We start from the raw sequence: 16,849 nt of genomic DNA on the forward strand, positions 1-16,849 counted from the left end.
TATATCGCCTATTTTTAGTACTAAGCAAGCCATAGCACAGTCCTTATTCATTGAATTTTTAGAACTGTACTCAAAAAGAATAAATTAATGCTTAATAATTAACTAATTATAGAGAGTGATGAATAAAAATAAACCTTAAGCTTAAAATGTTTGAAAAAACTAATATTACAAGTATTTAATACATACCATCGATTAGTTCGATAATTTTTTCTTTCGCGTCTATAAACTTATCCAAACCACCGCCGGTGCGATAAGATGCTTGCGCAATTTTTTTATTGGTTTGAGCGTCTGTAACCCAAATATTCGCGTATGACATGTACAACGCTAAATCCCAATGCCAGTTAGCCACGTAATAAGCAACGGCATTACACCCTGCGATGTCAGCATTAGGTAATTCAGTTTGATACTCCTGATGTTTCAATACATAGTTAGCAGCAATTACACGTGTTTTGACGTTATGTTTTGCAAACCCTTCTTCCATTGCTGTGACAACGCCTTCTTTAACTGCCTTATGTTCAGCTATACATACTACTTCTGGTTTCACAGTGTCAAAGCGAGTTATATCTTGCTTAGCAGCACAACCCGCTAGGGTTGCTACCATTGCAGCTGCGATAGTTATTTTTATTGTTTTCATATTCATCCTTTTAATGGTTATTTAAAGTTGCCATGCATAGCTCACTTTTGTAAAAAATGTGCGTTGATCTCTTTCAACGTGTTTTAGGGAATCGTCTTGATAGCTTTTATCTGAGTAGCCTAAATAAAATAATGTTTGAGCATTAATTTTGTACGAGTAAACTAATTGGCTGCCATAGTCTTTATTAATGTGGCTAACTTGGTAGTAGTAGGCGTCTTTATTTCTATCAATGTCTTCAAATTGCAATATAAGCTTGAGCATAGCGCGCATGCTAAATTTATAATAAAGCCTAAAATCTAATAAGTTAGCAGTATAAACTCGCTCCCCTTCAGGGTTATCTAATACGCTGTAGTTATGCGTAGCGTCTACTTGCCAATGATCGTTTATATCCCACGTAACTTGCGTTTGCGTAGCATACGAATCGCCAATTTGCTCATTGGCGTAATCAATGCGGCTGCCATACTCACCATAAAATGAAAGCCATATATTATTTTTAGGTTTAAAGCCCGTATAAACAAAGCCAATATTTTGGTTATAAAAAGCATCATTATAGTTTTCATAACGATGCAGTAAGCCAATTTCAAAAATAGACTGCTTTTGCCCTTTTAATGTTATAAACCCTTGGTATTCTTCTTCAAGTAGGTCGCCATTTTGCGCCCATGTTTTATCCCAATCAGCCTCATAAGACCATGACGTTAATAAGCCAGATTCATCTGCATACCAGGTTTGTCCGCCCCCAAAGCCTACGTTCTCATAATCTACTTTTTCTTGATAACCTAAGTCAGTACGATAGTCTTTACCTATATTTTCGTAGCTAGCAAACAAATTGTAGTCACGTTTATCACGGGTAAACTCTATAGCGTACGCTTCATCAGATTGAGTTTTAGATAAGTTATAGTTACTTGTTAAAAAATCAGAGTTTTTAGAATCTGTTGTAGCTACCTGGTAGGTCAGTAGATCTGATTGATTAAACCAATAGCTGCCATCGACAGAAAGCACCGTATTATAGTAATCATCGCTTTCGCGGTGAGTCGTACTTAGCCCTATAGTGCCTTGTTGGCCAATATCGTATTGATAACGCGCCGCTGCTGCATGGGTTTTATCCTCTAAAATTGCAAAACCAGAGCCTTGATTTGTTGGCAATAAAATATTGCTATTATTGTCATCGGCATACATAAATGCATAGCTATGTTGCCCTGTTTTACCTGTTAATTTTGCCCCTACTTCAGGCTCTGCAATAGTGCGGGTGTACAATAGTTCAAATAAACTGCTTTTAAAGTAGGATGCGCCATCTAAAAAAAATGGTCGTTTTTCTGCATAATAAATTGAGTACGTGGTATTTACATCAAGGGCTAACGCATCACTTTCTATTTGCGAAAAATCTGGGTTTATAGTGGCATTAATTACCGCATCTTGTGTAACCCCCCAGCGTAAATCAAGGCCAGCTTCGGTGTCTATATCACCATTATCCCACTGCCCTGGCAAGGTAGGTTTTGAATCATTTCTGAGCGCCGTAAGTGTGGGCGTTAGTTGCAGATTTTTGCTGGCTTTTATATTTTTAAAACCATTTAATTTATCAAACTGACATAAACTGCATTTTATATCTCGGTCAAACCCCATATTTGAAAGCTGATACAGTACATCACGTTGGTAATTTCGCATAAGGGCAAAGCCCCATGTTAAATCTGTTTTATTTTCAGGAAATCTTAGCGCTTTAAAAGGTATACGCATTTCAACCACAAACCCTTGGTCGGTAATTTGCCCTGCGCTATCCCATATTGCATCCCAAGACGGGTCTGATTGCCAGCCATCGGTGTCACTCATTCGCGTATCACCTTGCGCACCCAATGGATTTACATAAAATTCGTAAGCTGAACGTTCGTCGTTAAAAGTGTCAATAATTAAAATAACCGTATCATCTTGCCAAAGCGTATCTCTGTCGCGAAGAGACGCTGTTATTTCGCTCGGCTGTGGATCTTCGGCTACAAAAGCAACATATAAGTGGCTGCCATCTTCATACATGTAAGCATCGGTTTTAACCGGTGGGGTGCCCTTTTCGTTAGGCTCATCTTGAAATGCTATAGGAACTAAAGTGGCATTTTGCCAGTGGGGCTCATCAAGTACGCCATCTACAGTAATATCTGCATTTATATGTACAAGAGAATGCTGCTGTTTTTCACTGGCATAAAGGTGGTTAGAAAATAAAAGTGCTAATAAGAAGGGGAATAAAGCACTGCATTGTTTTTTTATAATTATTAAGTACTGCATAAACATCCATTTAGACGTGTTTACCCTTAAAAGGTAAACTTATTTATGCAGTGTAATTTAAGTCAGTACATTTGTTAATAGTTTGATACTAAAAACAATAGCTTTTTTAACTAATTAATATTAAAGGCTTAATTTAAAAGCTAGGTTTCAATTAATTTAAGCTTATTAGCCACACCATTCCAACTATCGGCATCAGCAGGCGCTGGTTTTACCTCAACAATGCGTGGCCACACCAATGCAAGCTCAGCATTAAGCTCGGTAAACTCTTTTTGGTCTTCCGGCAGCTCGTCTTCTTGGTAAATTGCTTCAGCTGGGCACTCTGGTACGCATAATCCACAATCTATGCAATCAATAGGGCTTATTGCTAAAAAGTTAGGGCCTTCGTAAAAGGCATCTGCAGGGCACACTGCCACACAATCTGTGTATTTACACTTAATACAGTTTTCGGTGACCACAAACGCCATAATAGTTTAAACCTAGTAATTAATTATCTAAAGCGAGGATCATACCCAACCCCATTAAAAACACAATAAATATGTGCCATCTGCGGTCAATTTAACGTAATATATGCGCCCTTAATGTATAGCCATTACGTGCCCTACACTTCTTATTGTGAGCGGATACTATTACCGCTAAGACACCTAAAAGAGATAACAATGATACGTTTAACCGAAATAAAGCTGCCGCTTGATCATAATGAGGACGCTATAGGCCAAGCCATAGTTGATAAACTAAAAATACAGCCAGCGCAGCTACACAGCTACGATGTGTTTAAACGTGGGTACGATGCACGTAAAAAAACGGCTATTTTACTTATTTATACCCTCGATATTGAAGTAGATAACGAAGAAGCGCTGTTAAACGCATTTGCAAAAGATCAGCACGTAAAACCCGCCCCTGATACCTCATACAAATTTGTTGCCCACGCCCCCGCTAACCTTACTGAGAGACCTGTAGTAATTGGCTTTGGCCCGTGTGGATTATTTGCGGGCTTAGTGCTGGCTCAAATGGGTTTTAACCCTATTATTTTAGAGCGCGGTAAAGAAGTACGCGAACGTACCAAAGACACCTTTGGCTTTTGGCGTAAACGCACCCTTAATACAGAGTCTAATGTGCAGTTTGGCGAGGGTGGCGCAGGTACATTTTCAGACGGTAAACTATACAGCCAAGTAAAAGATCCAAAACATTACGGGCGTAAAGTTATCACCGAATTTGTAGAAGCCGGCGCACCAGATGAAATTTTATATGTAAGTAAGCCACACATTGGTACGTTTAAACTTGTTACCATGATTGAAAAAATGCGCGCACGTATTATTGAACTTGGCGGCGAAATCCGCTTTAGTACCCGCGTAGACGACATTCATATAGATGATGGACAAGTAACTGGCTTAACGCTTTCAAACGGTGAAAAGCTCAATACCCGCCATGTAGTACTTGCTGTCGGACATAGCGCCCGTGATACCTTTAAAATGATTCACGATAAAGGCATTTACGTAGAAGCAAAACCGTTTTCTGTGGGCTTTAGAATCGAGCACAAGCAATCGATGATTGATGAGTGTCGTTTTGGGCCTAACGCGGGTAACCCCATTTTAGGCTCTGCTGATTATAAACTCGTTCACCATTGTGATAATGGCCGCACAGTTTACAGCTTTTGTATGTGCCCAGGAGGGACTGTTGTAGCCGCCACCTCTGAAGAAGGCCGCGTAGTAACAAACGGTATGAGCCAATACTCTCGTAGTGAGCGCAATGCAAATAGTGCCATTGTAGTAGGTATTACACCTGAAAAAGACTTCCCTGGTCACCCGCTTGCCGGCATTGATTTGCAACGTAAACTAGAAGAGCAAGCCTATGCATTAGGCGGTAGCAACTACGATGCACCAGCACAGTTAATTGGCGACTTTTTAAAAGGAAAAACATCGGGCGATTTAGGTGATGTACAACCATCGTTTACACCAGGAATAAAACTCACCGATTTAGCAAATGTACTTCCGCAGTTTGCTATCGACGCTATACGCGAAGCCATTCCAGCCTTTAATAAGCAAATTCGTGGTTTTTCTACAAACGACGGTTTATTAACAGGGGTAGAAACCCGTACATCATCACCTATTAGTATCAAGCGCGATAAAAGCTTCCAAAGCATAAATACTAAAGGTTTATACCCAGCGGGTGAAGGCGCAGGTTACGCAGGTGGTATTTTATCTGCAGGTATTGATGGTATTAAAGCGGCTGAAGCCGTTGCACTCTCAATGTTAGAAAACGCTTAACCCTTTTAAATTATTAATCAAAAACCTCACTTAGTGAGGCTTTTTTGTTTACACCTTGAGCTAAATTGAGGCACAAAAAAACCTGAGTAAAACTCAGGTTTTTTATAAATGCTAAATTTTTTAAGCTTACTTTTTAAGGGTAAGCTTGGCGCCTTTTAAGCTTTTACGTACATTTGAAATACGCGAGCGATTTACCGCACGTGCTTCGCCTGTTGCTTGCCCTGTAGGCTTATTAGTACGGCTACGACGTAAATGCGCTGGTTTTTTACCTATTTTATCAATAAGTACTTCACGGCTACTTACTTCATAACCCTCTAAGTAAACACGTTTGATTTTTTGGCCAATTAACGACTCTATTTCAAACAAGGTGTTTTCTTCTTCGCGGCTTACAAACGAAATTGCTTGGCCTTGATTACCAGCACGACCTGTACGGCCAATGCGATGTACGTAATCTTCTGCAAGCCATGGTAAATCAATATTAATTACTCGTGGTAGGCCTTCAATATCAATACCACGCGCAGCAACTTCGGTAGCCACTAAAACACGTACTTTGCCTTCTTTAAATTCACGAAGTGCACGGCGGCGGTTACCTTGCGATTTATCACCATGACATACAGTGGCAGGAATACCATCAAGGTTAAGCTCTTTAACCAGCTCATCCGCCGTTTCTTTCATGTTTACAAACACAAGTACCTGTTGCCAGTTCTTTTTACCAATCAGCTCAGAAAGCAGCTCTTGCTTACGACGCTCTTCAACTGGGTACACAACATGCTGTACCGTACTTGCAGTACTATTAGTTTGATCTACGCGAACAATTTCAGGCTGTTTTAATACTTTTGCTGCAAACTGCTTAATAGCCGCTGGAAAAGTGGCTGAGAAAAGTAAAATTTGGCGCTGCTCGTCACAACTTTTAATAACACTTTGCATATCTTCAATAAAACCCATATCAAGCATACGGTCAGCTTCATCAAGTACTAAGTGTTTAACACTTGCTAGGCTTAAATTACCTAAACGAATATGATCAAGTAAGCGCCCTGGGGTTGCAACTACAACATCTACGCCGTCTTTAAGTGCATTTGCTTGGCCTGCGGTATTAACACCGCCAAATAAGCTCACTACTTTTAAAGCGGTATGTTTTGCATAGGCTTTAAAGTTATTTGCTATTTGCTCTGCCAGCTCACGAGTTGGCGCAAGCACTAACGCGTGCGGAGCATTGCTTGTGCTTAGCTCAGATTCAGTTAATTTTTGGATGATAGGTAAAGCAAACGCAGCCGTTTTACCTGTGCCTGTTTGGGCACTTGCTAAAACGTCTTTACCTTTACGAACAGCCGGAATAGCTGAACGCTGAATGGGCGTAAGGGTGTGGTAATTAAGTTCGTCTAACGCCTGAATAAGTTCAGGGGAAAAACTAAAAGATTTAAAATTCATGCTGTATAACCTGCGGCCACATTTATCAAGGGTCGCAAATTATACAGCAAAAACGAGTCAACAGTTAGTGATTAGTGTTTATAAACTTGATTAATCTTGCTTATACCGTTTAAAAATAAGAGATGTATTAATCCCACCAAATGCAAAGTTATTACTCATGACATAATCGGTGTTAATTTCTCGCCCTTGTGTCTTAATATAATCAAGCTCAGCGCAATCATTATCTATATCGGTTAAATTTATTGTAGGTGCAAACCAATTATCGCTCATCATATTAATAGTAGCCCATGCTTCTATTGCACCACACGCCCCTAAAGTATGCCCTAAATAGCTTTTTAAAGAACTAATAGGTTTAACTCCCAGCGCATTAAAAGTAGCATGAGACTCAGCAATATCACCTCTATCGGTTGAGGTACCATGCGCATTGACATAACCTACTTTATCAGGTGATAAATTGGCATCTTGCAATGCCATTTCAATGGCTATTTGCATGGTATCTGAAGATGGTTGAGTAACATGTTGTCCATCAGAGTTACAGCCAAAACCGACAACCTCAGCCAATATATTTGCCCCTCTAGCTTTAGCATGCTCATACTCTTCAAGTATTAAAGTACCGGCACCTTCTCCTATAACCAAGCCATCACGGTTTTTATCAAATGGGCGAGGCGTATTTTTAGGGGTGTCATTTTTAATACTTGTAGCATACAGCGTATCAAATACAGCTGCTTCGGTAATACAAAGCTCTTCTGCCCCCCCTGCTACCATTATTTTTTGACGACCAAATTTAATTGCCTCATAAGCGTAGCCAATACCCTGCGAGCCAGACGTACATGCCGAACTTGTGGTGATCACTCGTCCTTTTATGCCAAAAAATACGCCTACATTTACTGGCGCTGTATGTGCCATCATTTGAATATAGCTTGTAGCTGTGACTCCAGACATTGAGCCACTTTCCAACATATTTGCAAATGCGAGAAGTGGCGGTGTTGAGCCGGTGGATGAGCCATATGCTACACCGGTAGAGCCATCTGTAAGACTTTTATGTTCAAGTAAATCAGCTTGCTCAAGCGCACGCTCAGTTGCACGTGTGGACATAAGTGCCACTCGCCCCATTGAGCGTATTTGCTTACGTTTATAATGGTTAGGTTTTTCAAAATGGGTGACAGGGGCAGCTAAGCGCGTATTAAGCCCATCAGCTTTATCCCATTCACGCATTGTTACAACTGCATTTTCACCTTTAATCAAGGCGCTTTTAAATTCATCCCAATCATCGCCCAATGCGGTTATAACCGACATCCCTGTAACAACAACACGTTTCATTAAACCATCCCGCCGTTAACCGAAATAACTTGGCGAGTGATGTAAGCAGCATCATCAGACATTAAAAATGCAACTGTACCAGCCACTTCGTTCACTGTTCCCATACGTTTAAGTGGAATCATTTTCATCATTTCAGCAACCGGAAGCTCATCCGTCATTGCTGTTTCAATTAAACCAGGCGCTACACAATTTACAGTAATTTTTCGCTTAGCTAGTTCCAGCGATAGGGCTTTGGTAGCGCCAATAATACCTGCTTTCGCTGCGCTGTAATTTACTTGCCCTCTGTTGCCAGCAATACCCGACACTGAAGCCATAGTAATAATGCGCCCACCTTTACGAGTTTGTACCATGGGCATAACTGTTGGGTGCACAACATTATAAAAGCCATCTAACCCAGTTCTAATTACGCTATCCCAATCATCGCCCTGCATTGCCGGAAAAGCCATATCATTGGTAATGCCCGCATTACACACCACACCGTAGTAAGCACCATTGTTTGTAATATCTTGCTCAATTTGTTGCTTTGCCGCTGCTCTATCGCATACGTCAAATTGTAGTAGTGTAGTGCTTTGTCCAAGTGCGTGTATTTCTGCACATGTTTGCTGAGCTTGCTCTAAACCAGTTCTGCAATGAACAGTAATGTCATAGCCTTGAGCTGCAAGTTTAAGTGCAATAGCCTTACCTATACCCCGGCTAGAGCCGGTCACTAAAATTCTTTTATTCATTGGTTTTCTCTTATAAATTCCAGCGGTTCTTCTGGCTGAAATACATTTATTTTTGCATCACACAGTATTTTTTTATTTTCACTTATTTGGCATTCAAACACACTTAAACCAGATTCTTCTTGGTAAAGCTTGTGAACATAAATAGTTAAGGTGCTGTTTTTATAAAACATAGCCTGATGTGTTTTATATTTTCGCGTGCCGATCAAAAAGCCAATTTTAACCACTTCATTAATATCGTTAGCTAATGCTCCAGCATAGGCAGCTATAGACTGGGCCATATATTCAACACCTATATAACTTGGCACTCCCTCAATTTGCTCATTATAAAAAGGGCTTTGGGGTGTAATAGTCACAGAGCAGGTTGCACTTTCATCGCTGTATTCAACTAACTGATCTATTAAGATCATAGGAGCATCGTGGGGTACAACCTGCTCTATAGAATAATTATTCATTATGAGTACCTAAAATCAAACTGGCATTATTACCACCAAACGCAAATGAATTAGATAGACAGTAATTTAATTTAACCGTGCTAGCTTGCTCAATAACGTTGATATCTGCGAGCTTATTTCTGTGTGTGCATTTATTAAAAGGCAAAGTAATATTTCCTCTCCCTCTGAGCAACAGCCAACAAATACCTGCTTCAATTGCACCAGCTGCACCTAAAGTGTGCCCAGTTAAGTACTTACTGGAGCTCAGCGGTGTATTGTTGCCAAACACACTATTAATTGCAAGGGCTTCCATTTCGTCATTTTTAATTGTTGCTGTGCCGTGTGCATTTATATAGTCAATATCACTAGGTAATAAGTCAGCAACGGCCAGAGCTGCTTTCATTGCCGATTTTGCACCATTACCGCTAGGGTCTGGCGCCGAAATGTGATGAGCATCAGAGCTTTCCCCACCACCTAAAAACATGACGCCATTTTCTAACGGTGCTTCTTTACTCATGACAAATAACGCAGCACCCTCACCAATATTAATACCATCTCTGTCATCGCAAAAAGGCTTACACATTCCAGTGCTCATTGATGCCAAGGCATTAAATCCATTAATGGTAAGTTTGCAAAGGCTGTCTACGCCACCACAAATTACAACGTCTGCTAAGTCAGCAGTTATTAAAGCTTTTGCGCTAATGAGAGCTTTAGCACTTGAGGTACATGCCGTTGAAATACTATAACAAGGACCTAACGCCCCTACTTTTTCGGCTATGTAATGCGAAGGAGTAGCAAGTTCTTGATCAGCATATAAAAAGTCACTTGGCCAAACACCTGAACTGTCGTGTTCAGCTCGAGCTTGTTCGCCATCATGCACCCCAGATGTACTTGTACCTACCACAACAGCAATTCGTGATTTATCAATATGTGAAAAACGCTTAAGTGTTGGGGATATTTGCTCAAGGGCTATATCAATTAGCGTATCAATACGGTGCTTTTGATTTAGAGGAACGCAGTCCACGTGCCCAACATAAAATGGCAAACCCTCTGTGCTTAAATCTTTTGTCTTTAAAAGCTGTGGGGCTTCATTATTTTGTAAGTTATTTAGGCTAATAATTGTATCTTCAATGCCTTTGCCCATTGCACTTACAATGCCTAAATCATTTAACCAAAAAGTCACTAGTTTACCTTCTCAAATGTAATTTGATAATGTCGCTCACTATTATTTAGTACTGTTTTATTATCGCTGTAATTTATTGTAATAATCGAGCGGTTATTTTTTACTACACGCCTTTGTGTGGCTATCTGCTTTATAATCGCCCCAGATATTTTCTCATTAAGAAATAATACAGGCCAATGCACTAAGGCAATATCTGCCAATATATAAGCAGGGTCTAAATCAACACCGACTATAATTTTAGTAACATTCGGTGGTTGGTTATTTAGTTTTTCAAGCTTTAAAATAGGTAAGCCTTGTGTAGTCATTAACAATAAGTTGATAGTACCCTGCTTGTTTATTTCTAATTGTGCTAATAATGTATGCTCTTTCTCATTGTTTTGAATATATAAAACATGCTGCCAATTTTGATCAAACATTTGTACAGGCACATGCGAAATATCAAGTGTAGTGGCTGCAGAAATATCAACACGCTCACTGCTTTTATATGTGCTACTACATGCTGTTATGCAAACACACACTAAAGCTATAAAAGTACATCTTAAAAAGTGTCTGGTATGAGCCTCAATAACTGGGATTAATTTTGACATAGCTGCGCTAATACATTTAAACGACGCTCACTTTGAGCAACAAATGGATTATTTTTATCCCATGCGTAACCCGCTAAAATAGCACTGATCATTTCACGAACCTGCGAGTTTTGTTCTGAATAAAAAATAACGTCTTGAAATCGGGTATCGTACCAACCTTTAACAAAGGTTTTAAAACAATCAACTCCTGCCTGCAATGGCTCGGCGTAACATTCCTCAAAATCAATCACTTCTCCATTTAAATAATCATCAATAAGGGGGGCAATTAAGTGTGCAGACTTTAAAGCAATAGTCACCCCAGATGAAAACACCGGATCTAAAAATTCACCCGCATTGCCTAGTAAAGCAAAATGCTTTCCATGTAGCGTACATACATTAGCAGAGTAACCACTAATGCAACGCGCTTGTGTTATAGGTACGCGATTAGCTAAAAGTTTTTTTAAGTAAGGGTCTTGCTCTATAAACTGTTTTAAGGTGTCAGCTTCACTAATCTCATTAAAGCGTGTTTGCTTTGCCACAACCCCAATGCTGGACGTGCCATCACTAAAGGGGATGAGCCAATACCAAACATCATTAAATTTAGGGTGAACGGTTATTAAAATTTTATTTCTATCAAACAGCTCGTCAGTAATGCCATCATTAAAGTGACTGAAATAAGCACTACGCACAGGAAAAGTAGAAGGTTTTTCTAAATTTAAAAGTTTTGGTAAAACTCGGCCGAAACCACTCGCATCAAGTACAAACTTAGCCCTTACGTCATACGTTTGTTTTTTATTATTTTGCACTTGCAGCGTCGCACTAGCGGCTTCATCAGTAAAACCAATAACACTATGCTGATAGCGAATTTCAACGCCTTGATGCTGCGCTCTATCAGCAATCAGCTTATCAAAATCAGCCCGTTTAACTTGAAAAGTAGTACCCGGGCCTGGGCTAAATTTTTCAGTAAAATTTATAGCTGTATTTTGGCCATTACGATGAAACGCAGCACCATCTTTAAATTGAAAGCCAAGCTCATCTGCATGTTCATGTATTGTTTTAACTAGCCCAGCATCCGCTAAATACTCCATACATTGAGGTAATAAGCTTTCGCCAATTGAAAAACGAGGAAACACTTGTTGCTCTAGCACCAGCACTTTCCAGCCTTTTTGTACTAATAAGCTACTTACAAGTGCACCTGAAGGCCCTGCTCCTATAACCACAACATCATACTGCTCAAGGTTGTTCAAATTATTATTCCTTTTGAGACTTTAATACACTTAATGGAGATAAAATATATACGGCTAAAATCCCTACCATAACAGTAAGGCCAAAACTAAAAATGGCGGGGGTATTTGAAAAGGCGAGCATACCAAATACACACATCGAAGAGGCGGCCGACAAGCTAATGGCCAATACATTTACCGCCGTTAAGTTGTTAATTTGGTAAAACACTAAATAATCTATGGCTAGGCCAATAATGAGTAAGCCACCTAGCAGATTAAAAATTGAGATACTTCCTTGCGCTGCATTACATACCCAAAGCATAGTCAACAGGCTAGCACTTAATGTTATCACCTGCACAGTGCCAATCCGAAGGCCAAATTTATAGCTAAATAAAACAAAGCAAATAACAATGGCCACGCCCAATGTAAGCAATAAATACTGGCTGTAGTTTTCAAGTAAGCTACTGATTTGCTCAGGCTTGTTATATATAAACGCATCTTCATAAGCATTAACGTTAGAAGTTAACGCGTGCGTGGATACTCCCGATACAGAAAACCAAGTAATAGCTTTATTAGGCTCAACAAACATTTGTGCATTTAAAAGTGCTGAAAAATGACTACTTGCTAAAGCGTCGTAACTCAAAAGTTCTGTGTTAGCAGACTCAACTTTTATCCCTGTATATTTTTCAGTGATAGTTAACACATCGTTTTTAACAGCCCCATTAAAGAGCGCTAAATTATTTTTTTGCGTGCGCTTACTAGGTAACCAACGCTTAATAGCATTGTGTTTAAGATGTGGGTTAATACGCTTTAAATCATCTATTAGTCGCTCTTGCTTTTGCAGTAGTTGTTCAGCATTTGATGCAAATAAAAATACAATGTGGGCATCTAACTGTCCCATTAAAGTTAAATGCTTTTGCTCATTAAGTATTAGTTGTTGTGGGCTTGCATTTAGTAAACGTACATCGTTGTTAAATGAAATGGGTTTAAGGTAAAACAAAAACATTAACACCAGCCCCAATACGAGTAAAACCGATTGCTTACAACGGTTAAAGCGCACCATTAAACCTAATAACTGCTGACTTTTAATCAAACTTCGCTCAGAGAGTACAAGCTTAGATTGCCAGATAGGTAATATAATTAATGTGAATAACCAGGCGCTCGCAAGCCCAGCAATTACAAACACTGCTACTTGCGATAAAAGTGAAATTGGCGCACCTAATAAACAGCTATAGCCGAGGCCTGTTGTAATAAAAGATAAAAGCAAGGCTGTTTTTGTGCCTTTACTTAACCCACTACTTTGGTAAAAACTGTTGCCATACGCTAAATCAGTCATCGCATGAAATGCATAATCAATAGCTATACCAATTAGGGTTACAGCAAAAACTAGTGTTAACAAATGAATCGAATTAAACACAAATACCATGGCCGTAGCACCACCAGCCAGTGCACTAAGTACGGTTAAGCTTGCAAGCAAAATGCTACTGACTTGCCTAAATACCCAAAACACCATTAAAAGTAATGCGATTACACTAAGGCCACCAAATAAGCTCATTTCATACTTAGCTTGCTGAGCGTTTTCAGCTGTATGAAAAAGAGCACCTGAATAGCGAATAGTGGTCTGTGGGTACGTATCATTTAAACTTTCAAGCTTATTTTTAATGCTGCTCGCAAGCTTAATAGACTCACCAATTGGGAGGCTATTGTTAGGAATGGTAGCCAATATAACAGCATAATCAGTATGATTTAGACGGCGCGTTAACCGCTCATTTTTTAAAGAGAATAACTGACTTTGTTTTAAATTATCGCCTATAAATGCAGCAAGACTTAAACTAATATCGGCTTTTAGGGTGGCACTTACAAAAGGGTTTCCTAATTGATTTAATTGAGTAAGGTAAAATGACTCAAACTGTGCTTTATCAACCATACTATTTTTATAATTGTCGCTAAGCAGCGCATGTTGATACGCAGAGAACACTGAAGATAACTGCTCAATGCTTGGCAGTTCAAAGCTATTTTTTATATCACGTTTTAACAGCCATGATTTAAGCTCGTCATGTGCTAAGTTTTTACCATCACCAGTAAATGAAAACATAATACGGTTTGCATTTTTTTTAAAAAAGACCTCTTCGCCGTACGCCAATTGAGAATGTGATTTTGGTAATAAACTAAACATATCAGCATTTAATACAGGCTTAGTGATATACAAAGCAGCACAAAGTAAAACAGCTAAAAAACCAAACCATGTAATAAGTACACTAATACGTTTAATCACGTCACTTTTCCGAAGGTTACTTACACTTATTAATTATTAGGTGTATTTGCATAAGAAAACTCTATTACTGTGTTGCTACCCGAGTGCTCATTTAAGGTTATACTTTGTACACGCTGGTTATTTTCACAAAGAATAAAATGGCTAAACAGCTGTTTTAATAGCGTATCTTTTGGCTTTAATAATAAACAGCCTGTTTGATTTGTTACATCAAACCGCGCATATAAGGCTTTCATATCTAATGCGAGTAAGTCAGTTAATAAGCCTACAAACTGCTCGCTGCCAGGCTGAGGAGTAAGTTCACCCTCTTTATTTTTCACAAATACTTGGCCATTCTCGATTAGTAATGTACTTTGCACTGGTGTTTTTACATACCAAAGCAGCTTTTCCCCTTCAAGTGTAAACTCCCCTTTAGAGATGAATGGTTTAGAGAAGCCGGCAAAATGCTTTAATTGCTTAAATTCACCCGAAACTGTCGTAGCAGCTAATAAACTGGCACTAAAAAAAACAAAATAAAGAGCACTAACAAACACACAATTTTTTAAATAATTCATAGCATCATCCAATATTAGCTAAGTATTTTTGCAAGCTTATCAACTATCACCGCTGGTGAGGCAAACTGCATTTCTTTAGTCGTTATCTCAACAGCCACTTGAGTGGTAGTCGCTTTAGTAATACGCTTATTCGTTATGGCATCTGTAATTACATAATCAATTTTTAATCGGTTTTCGAACTCTTTTAAATGCGCGGTCACTTTAATTTTTTGGGTAAATATGGCGGATGCCACGTACTTAATTTGCATATCCACTATTGGCCACGCATAACCCGACTCCATCATTTGAGGATAGTCGTAATCAAATAATCGCAGTAACTCACAGCGAGCCACCTCTAAGTAGCGAGGGTAATTACCATGCCATACAACATTCATCGGATCGCAGTCATGAAATGGAATTTCAATTTCCACTTCATGAGTTAGCAAAGCGCCTTTACTATTCATATAAAGCCCAACGTTTTTCTTGAATATAACTAATGGTTTGTCTAAGTACCGCTTCCATTGGCCTATCTTCAGTTAGGTTTTCGAAATAATGAGTTATGTCAGTATACATCGCTTGCATATCTGCAGTTAAACTTGAAAATTCAAGTTCGCCTTGTTTAATACGCAGCCTCACCCCTTGAATACTTGCTAGTAACGTACTTGCAATAACCTGCTCTGTAAGCTGTAAAATACGCAAACAATCACGTGAGGCAATAGTCCCCATACTTACTTTATCTTGATTATGGCACTCAGTAGAGCGAGAAAATACACTTGCAGGCATCGTTAACTTAAGCGCTTCAGCAGTATAGGCACTGGCGCCTATTTGCACGGCTTTAAAGCCATGATTTATGTAACGACGTTCAGCCTCACTATCTGATAAATTTGATGGTAATCCATTATTAAATTTAGTATCGACCAATGAAGCGATTTGCCTGTCGGCTAAATCTGCCAGATTTGCAATCGCCGTTTTCATACTATCCATTGCCATTGCAATGTGGCCGCCATAAAAATGGCCACCATGAAGTACATGTTCACCCTCGCCATCAATAATGGGGTTATCGTTTGCAGAGTTAAGCTCGTTTTCTATCATCTGCCTGAAAAATGGCAAACTATCTTGCAATACACCAATAACATGCGGTGCACAGCGAATAGAGTACCTATCTTGCAGTCTATCAGCGTTACGAGGATGGTCATGATGGTTTAAATCATCTCGTATCCATTTAGCAACTTGTTGCTGCCCAGGATGAGGCTTAACAGAGAATAAAATTTCATCAAAATGATGACTATTACCTTTAAGAGCAAGGCTAGACAATGCAGTAATCCTACTTGCAAGTTTTGCTAAATAATTAGCTCTATCAAACGCTAAACAAGCCAGTGCGGTCATCACAGCTGTACCATTCATAACTGCAAGCCCCTCTTTTGGGCGAAGCGTTAAAGGCTTTAAACCAGCCGCTTGCATTACCTGCGCGCTGTTAAGTATTTTATCTTTGTAAAAAACATCACGTTCACCAACCATAGCACCTGCTACATACGACAGTGGGGTTAAATCACCGCTAGCGCCTACCGAACCTTCTTGAGGAATAACAGGTACTATATCAAGGTTTAAATAGTCTTTGAGAAGATTAAGCATTTCCCAGCTTACGCCAGAATAGCCTTGTGAAAGTGATGCTAAGCGAGTAGCTAAAATTGCACGCCCTTGTACTTTATTAAACACATCGCCTAGTCCACAACCATGAAAGCGCGTTAAATGTAATGGTAGCTCATCAACTAAGTTAAGTGGTACAGGAACCGTGACTGAGTCACCATAGCCTGTAGTTACCCCATAAATCACACCATCTTCTTTGAGTAGAGAGTCTAAAAAGCTAAGCGCGCTATCAATTTTTGCGCTAAATTGCTCGCAGCCACTTAATTGCACCTGAGTATTTTGATGTGCAATATTAACAATATCTTCAATAGAAAGTTGTTGGTTTCCAAAAAGCTGTACTTCCTGAGCTGACACT

At 39.4% G+C, this 16,849-nt stretch carries 15 protein-coding genes; 1 reads left to right on the top strand and 14 read right to left on the bottom strand.

The window, feature by feature from the left end; genetic code table 11:
- Window positions 1–175: 175 nt before the first annotated feature.
- The 3 genes from SJY38_RS19905 to fdxA all read right to left on the bottom strand — a co-directional run bounded on the left by SJY38_RS19905 (window position 176) and on the right by fdxA (window position 3,366).
- Window positions 176–634, bottom strand: coding sequence for an Sbal_3080 family lipoprotein (locus SJY38_RS19905; protein WP_004586456.1), 459 nt, complete (start codon window positions 632–634; stop codon window positions 176–178).
- Between the two features lie 21 nt (window positions 635–655).
- Complete coding sequence (locus SJY38_RS19910; RefSeq protein WP_377110663.1) at window positions 656–2,902, bottom strand: DUF5916 domain-containing protein; 2,247 nt, start codon at window positions 2,900–2,902, stop codon at window positions 656–658.
- A 140-nt stretch (window positions 2,903–3,042) separates the two neighbouring features.
- Window positions 3,043–3,366 (bottom strand): ferredoxin FdxA, encoded by a 324-nt coding sequence (gene fdxA / locus SJY38_RS19915; RefSeq protein WP_029774458.1) that lies wholly within the window; start codon window positions 3,364–3,366, stop codon window positions 3,043–3,045.
- Between the two features lie 192 nt (window positions 3,367–3,558).
- Here fdxA and SJY38_RS19920 point away from each other — a divergent pair, with 192 nt between their 5' ends.
- Entirely contained in the window at window positions 3,559–5,166 is a 1,608-nt protein-coding gene (locus SJY38_RS19920) for an NAD(P)/FAD-dependent oxidoreductase (RefSeq protein ID WP_377110664.1), read from the top strand.
- 126 nt (window positions 5,167–5,292) lie between these two features.
- Here SJY38_RS19920 and SJY38_RS19925 read toward each other — a convergent pair whose 3' ends face one another.
- The 11 genes from SJY38_RS19925 to hutH form a co-directional block, all read right to left on the bottom strand.
- Window positions 5,293–6,594 carry a DEAD/DEAH box helicase gene (locus tag SJY38_RS19925; protein WP_004586461.1) on the bottom strand — a complete coding sequence of 434 codons (1,302 nt, stop codon included), beginning with the start codon at window positions 6,592–6,594 and terminating at the stop codon, window positions 5,293–5,295.
- Window positions 6,595–6,684: 90 nt separating this feature from the next.
- Entirely contained in the window at window positions 6,685–7,914 is a 1,230-nt protein-coding gene (locus tag SJY38_RS19930) for a beta-ketoacyl-ACP synthase (RefSeq protein WP_054981893.1), read from the bottom strand.
- The gene (gene fabG, locus SJY38_RS19935; RefSeq protein ID WP_029772005.1) at window positions 7,914–8,639 is read right to left on the bottom strand and encodes a 3-oxoacyl-ACP reductase FabG; all 726 of its coding nucleotides are present in this window, start codon (window positions 8,637–8,639) and stop codon (window positions 7,914–7,916) included. Before fabG ends, SJY38_RS19930 begins: the two co-directional genes overlap by 1 nt.
- On the bottom strand, window positions 8,636–9,091 hold the full coding sequence (locus SJY38_RS19940; RefSeq protein WP_377110665.1) for a 3-hydroxylacyl-ACP dehydratase: 456 nt from the start codon (window positions 9,089–9,091) through the stop codon (window positions 8,636–8,638). Before SJY38_RS19940 ends, fabG begins: the two co-directional genes overlap by 4 nt.
- Window positions 9,084–10,253, bottom strand: a complete 1,170-nt coding sequence (locus SJY38_RS19945; RefSeq protein ID WP_377110666.1) for a beta-ketoacyl-ACP synthase — start codon at window positions 10,251–10,253, stop codon at window positions 9,084–9,086. The genes SJY38_RS19940 and SJY38_RS19945 overlap by 8 nt, the downstream gene beginning before the upstream one ends.
- Window positions 10,253–10,840 carry a DUF3261 domain-containing protein gene (locus SJY38_RS19950; protein ID WP_377110667.1) on the bottom strand — a complete coding sequence of 196 codons (588 nt, stop codon included), beginning with the start codon at window positions 10,838–10,840 and terminating at the stop codon, window positions 10,253–10,255. Before SJY38_RS19950 ends, SJY38_RS19945 begins: the two co-directional genes overlap by 1 nt.
- Complete coding sequence (locus SJY38_RS19955; RefSeq protein WP_377110668.1) at window positions 10,828–12,066, bottom strand: NAD(P)/FAD-dependent oxidoreductase; 1,239 nt, start codon at window positions 12,064–12,066, stop codon at window positions 10,828–10,830. Before SJY38_RS19955 ends, SJY38_RS19950 begins: the two co-directional genes overlap by 13 nt.
- A 4-nt stretch (window positions 12,067–12,070) precedes the next feature.
- Window positions 12,071–14,317 (bottom strand): transporter, encoded by a 2,247-nt coding sequence (locus SJY38_RS19960; RefSeq protein ID WP_377110669.1) that lies wholly within the window; start codon window positions 14,315–14,317, stop codon window positions 12,071–12,073.
- Window positions 14,318–14,346: 29 nt separating this feature from the next.
- A complete protein-coding gene (locus SJY38_RS19965; protein WP_004586469.1) occupies window positions 14,347–14,868 on the bottom strand; it encodes an outer membrane lipoprotein carrier protein LolA in 522 nt (173 codons plus the stop codon).
- Between the two features lie 14 nt (window positions 14,869–14,882).
- Window positions 14,883–15,311 carry an acyl-CoA thioesterase gene (locus SJY38_RS19970; RefSeq protein WP_377110670.1) on the bottom strand — a complete coding sequence of 143 codons (429 nt, stop codon included), beginning with the start codon at window positions 15,309–15,311 and terminating at the stop codon, window positions 14,883–14,885.
- Window positions 15,304–16,848 carry a histidine ammonia-lyase gene (hutH, locus tag SJY38_RS19975; RefSeq protein ID WP_039037438.1) on the bottom strand — a complete coding sequence of 515 codons (1,545 nt, stop codon included), beginning with the start codon at window positions 16,846–16,848 and terminating at the stop codon, window positions 15,304–15,306. Before hutH ends, SJY38_RS19970 begins: the two co-directional genes overlap by 8 nt.
- Between the last annotated feature and the right edge of the window lies 1 nt (window position 16,849).

The sequence above is a fragment of the Pseudoalteromonas sp. R86517 genome (assembly GCF_042466295.1).
Classification (GTDB): Bacteria; Pseudomonadota; Gammaproteobacteria; order Enterobacterales; family Alteromonadaceae; genus Pseudoalteromonas; species Pseudoalteromonas atlantica.

Coding starts and splice junctions, on each gene's coding strand:
- SJY38_RS19905 (WP_004586456.1), bottom strand. CDS start 634: ATGAAAACAATAAAAATAACTATCGCAGCTGCAATGGTAGCAACCCTA.
- SJY38_RS19910 (WP_377110663.1), bottom strand. CDS start 2,902: ATGCAGTACTTAATAATTATAAAAAAACAATGCAGTGCTTTATTCCCC.
- fdxA (WP_029774458.1), bottom strand. CDS start 3,366: ATGGCGTTTGTGGTCACCGAAAACTGTATTAAGTGTAAATACACAGAT.
- SJY38_RS19920 (WP_377110664.1), top strand. CDS start 3,559: ATGATACGTTTAACCGAAATAAAGCTGCCGCTTGATCATAATGAGGAC.
- SJY38_RS19925 (WP_004586461.1), bottom strand. CDS start 6,594: ATGAATTTTAAATCTTTTAGTTTTTCCCCTGAACTTATTCAGGCGTTA.
- SJY38_RS19930 (WP_054981893.1), bottom strand. CDS start 7,914: ATGAAACGTGTTGTTGTTACAGGGATGTCGGTTATAACCGCATTGGGC.
- fabG (WP_029772005.1), bottom strand. CDS start 8,639: ATGAATAAAAGAATTTTAGTGACCGGCTCTAGCCGGGGTATAGGTAAG.
- SJY38_RS19940 (WP_377110665.1), bottom strand. CDS start 9,091: ATGAATAATTATTCTATAGAGCAGGTTGTACCCCACGATGCTCCTATG.
- SJY38_RS19950 (WP_377110667.1), bottom strand. CDS start 10,840: ATGTCAAAATTAATCCCAGTTATTGAGGCTCATACCAGACACTTTTTA.
- SJY38_RS19965 (WP_004586469.1), bottom strand. CDS start 14,868: ATGAATTATTTAAAAAATTGTGTGTTTGTTAGTGCTCTTTATTTTGTT.
- SJY38_RS19970 (WP_377110670.1), bottom strand. CDS start 15,311: ATGAATAGTAAAGGCGCTTTGCTAACTCATGAAGTGGAAATTGAAATT.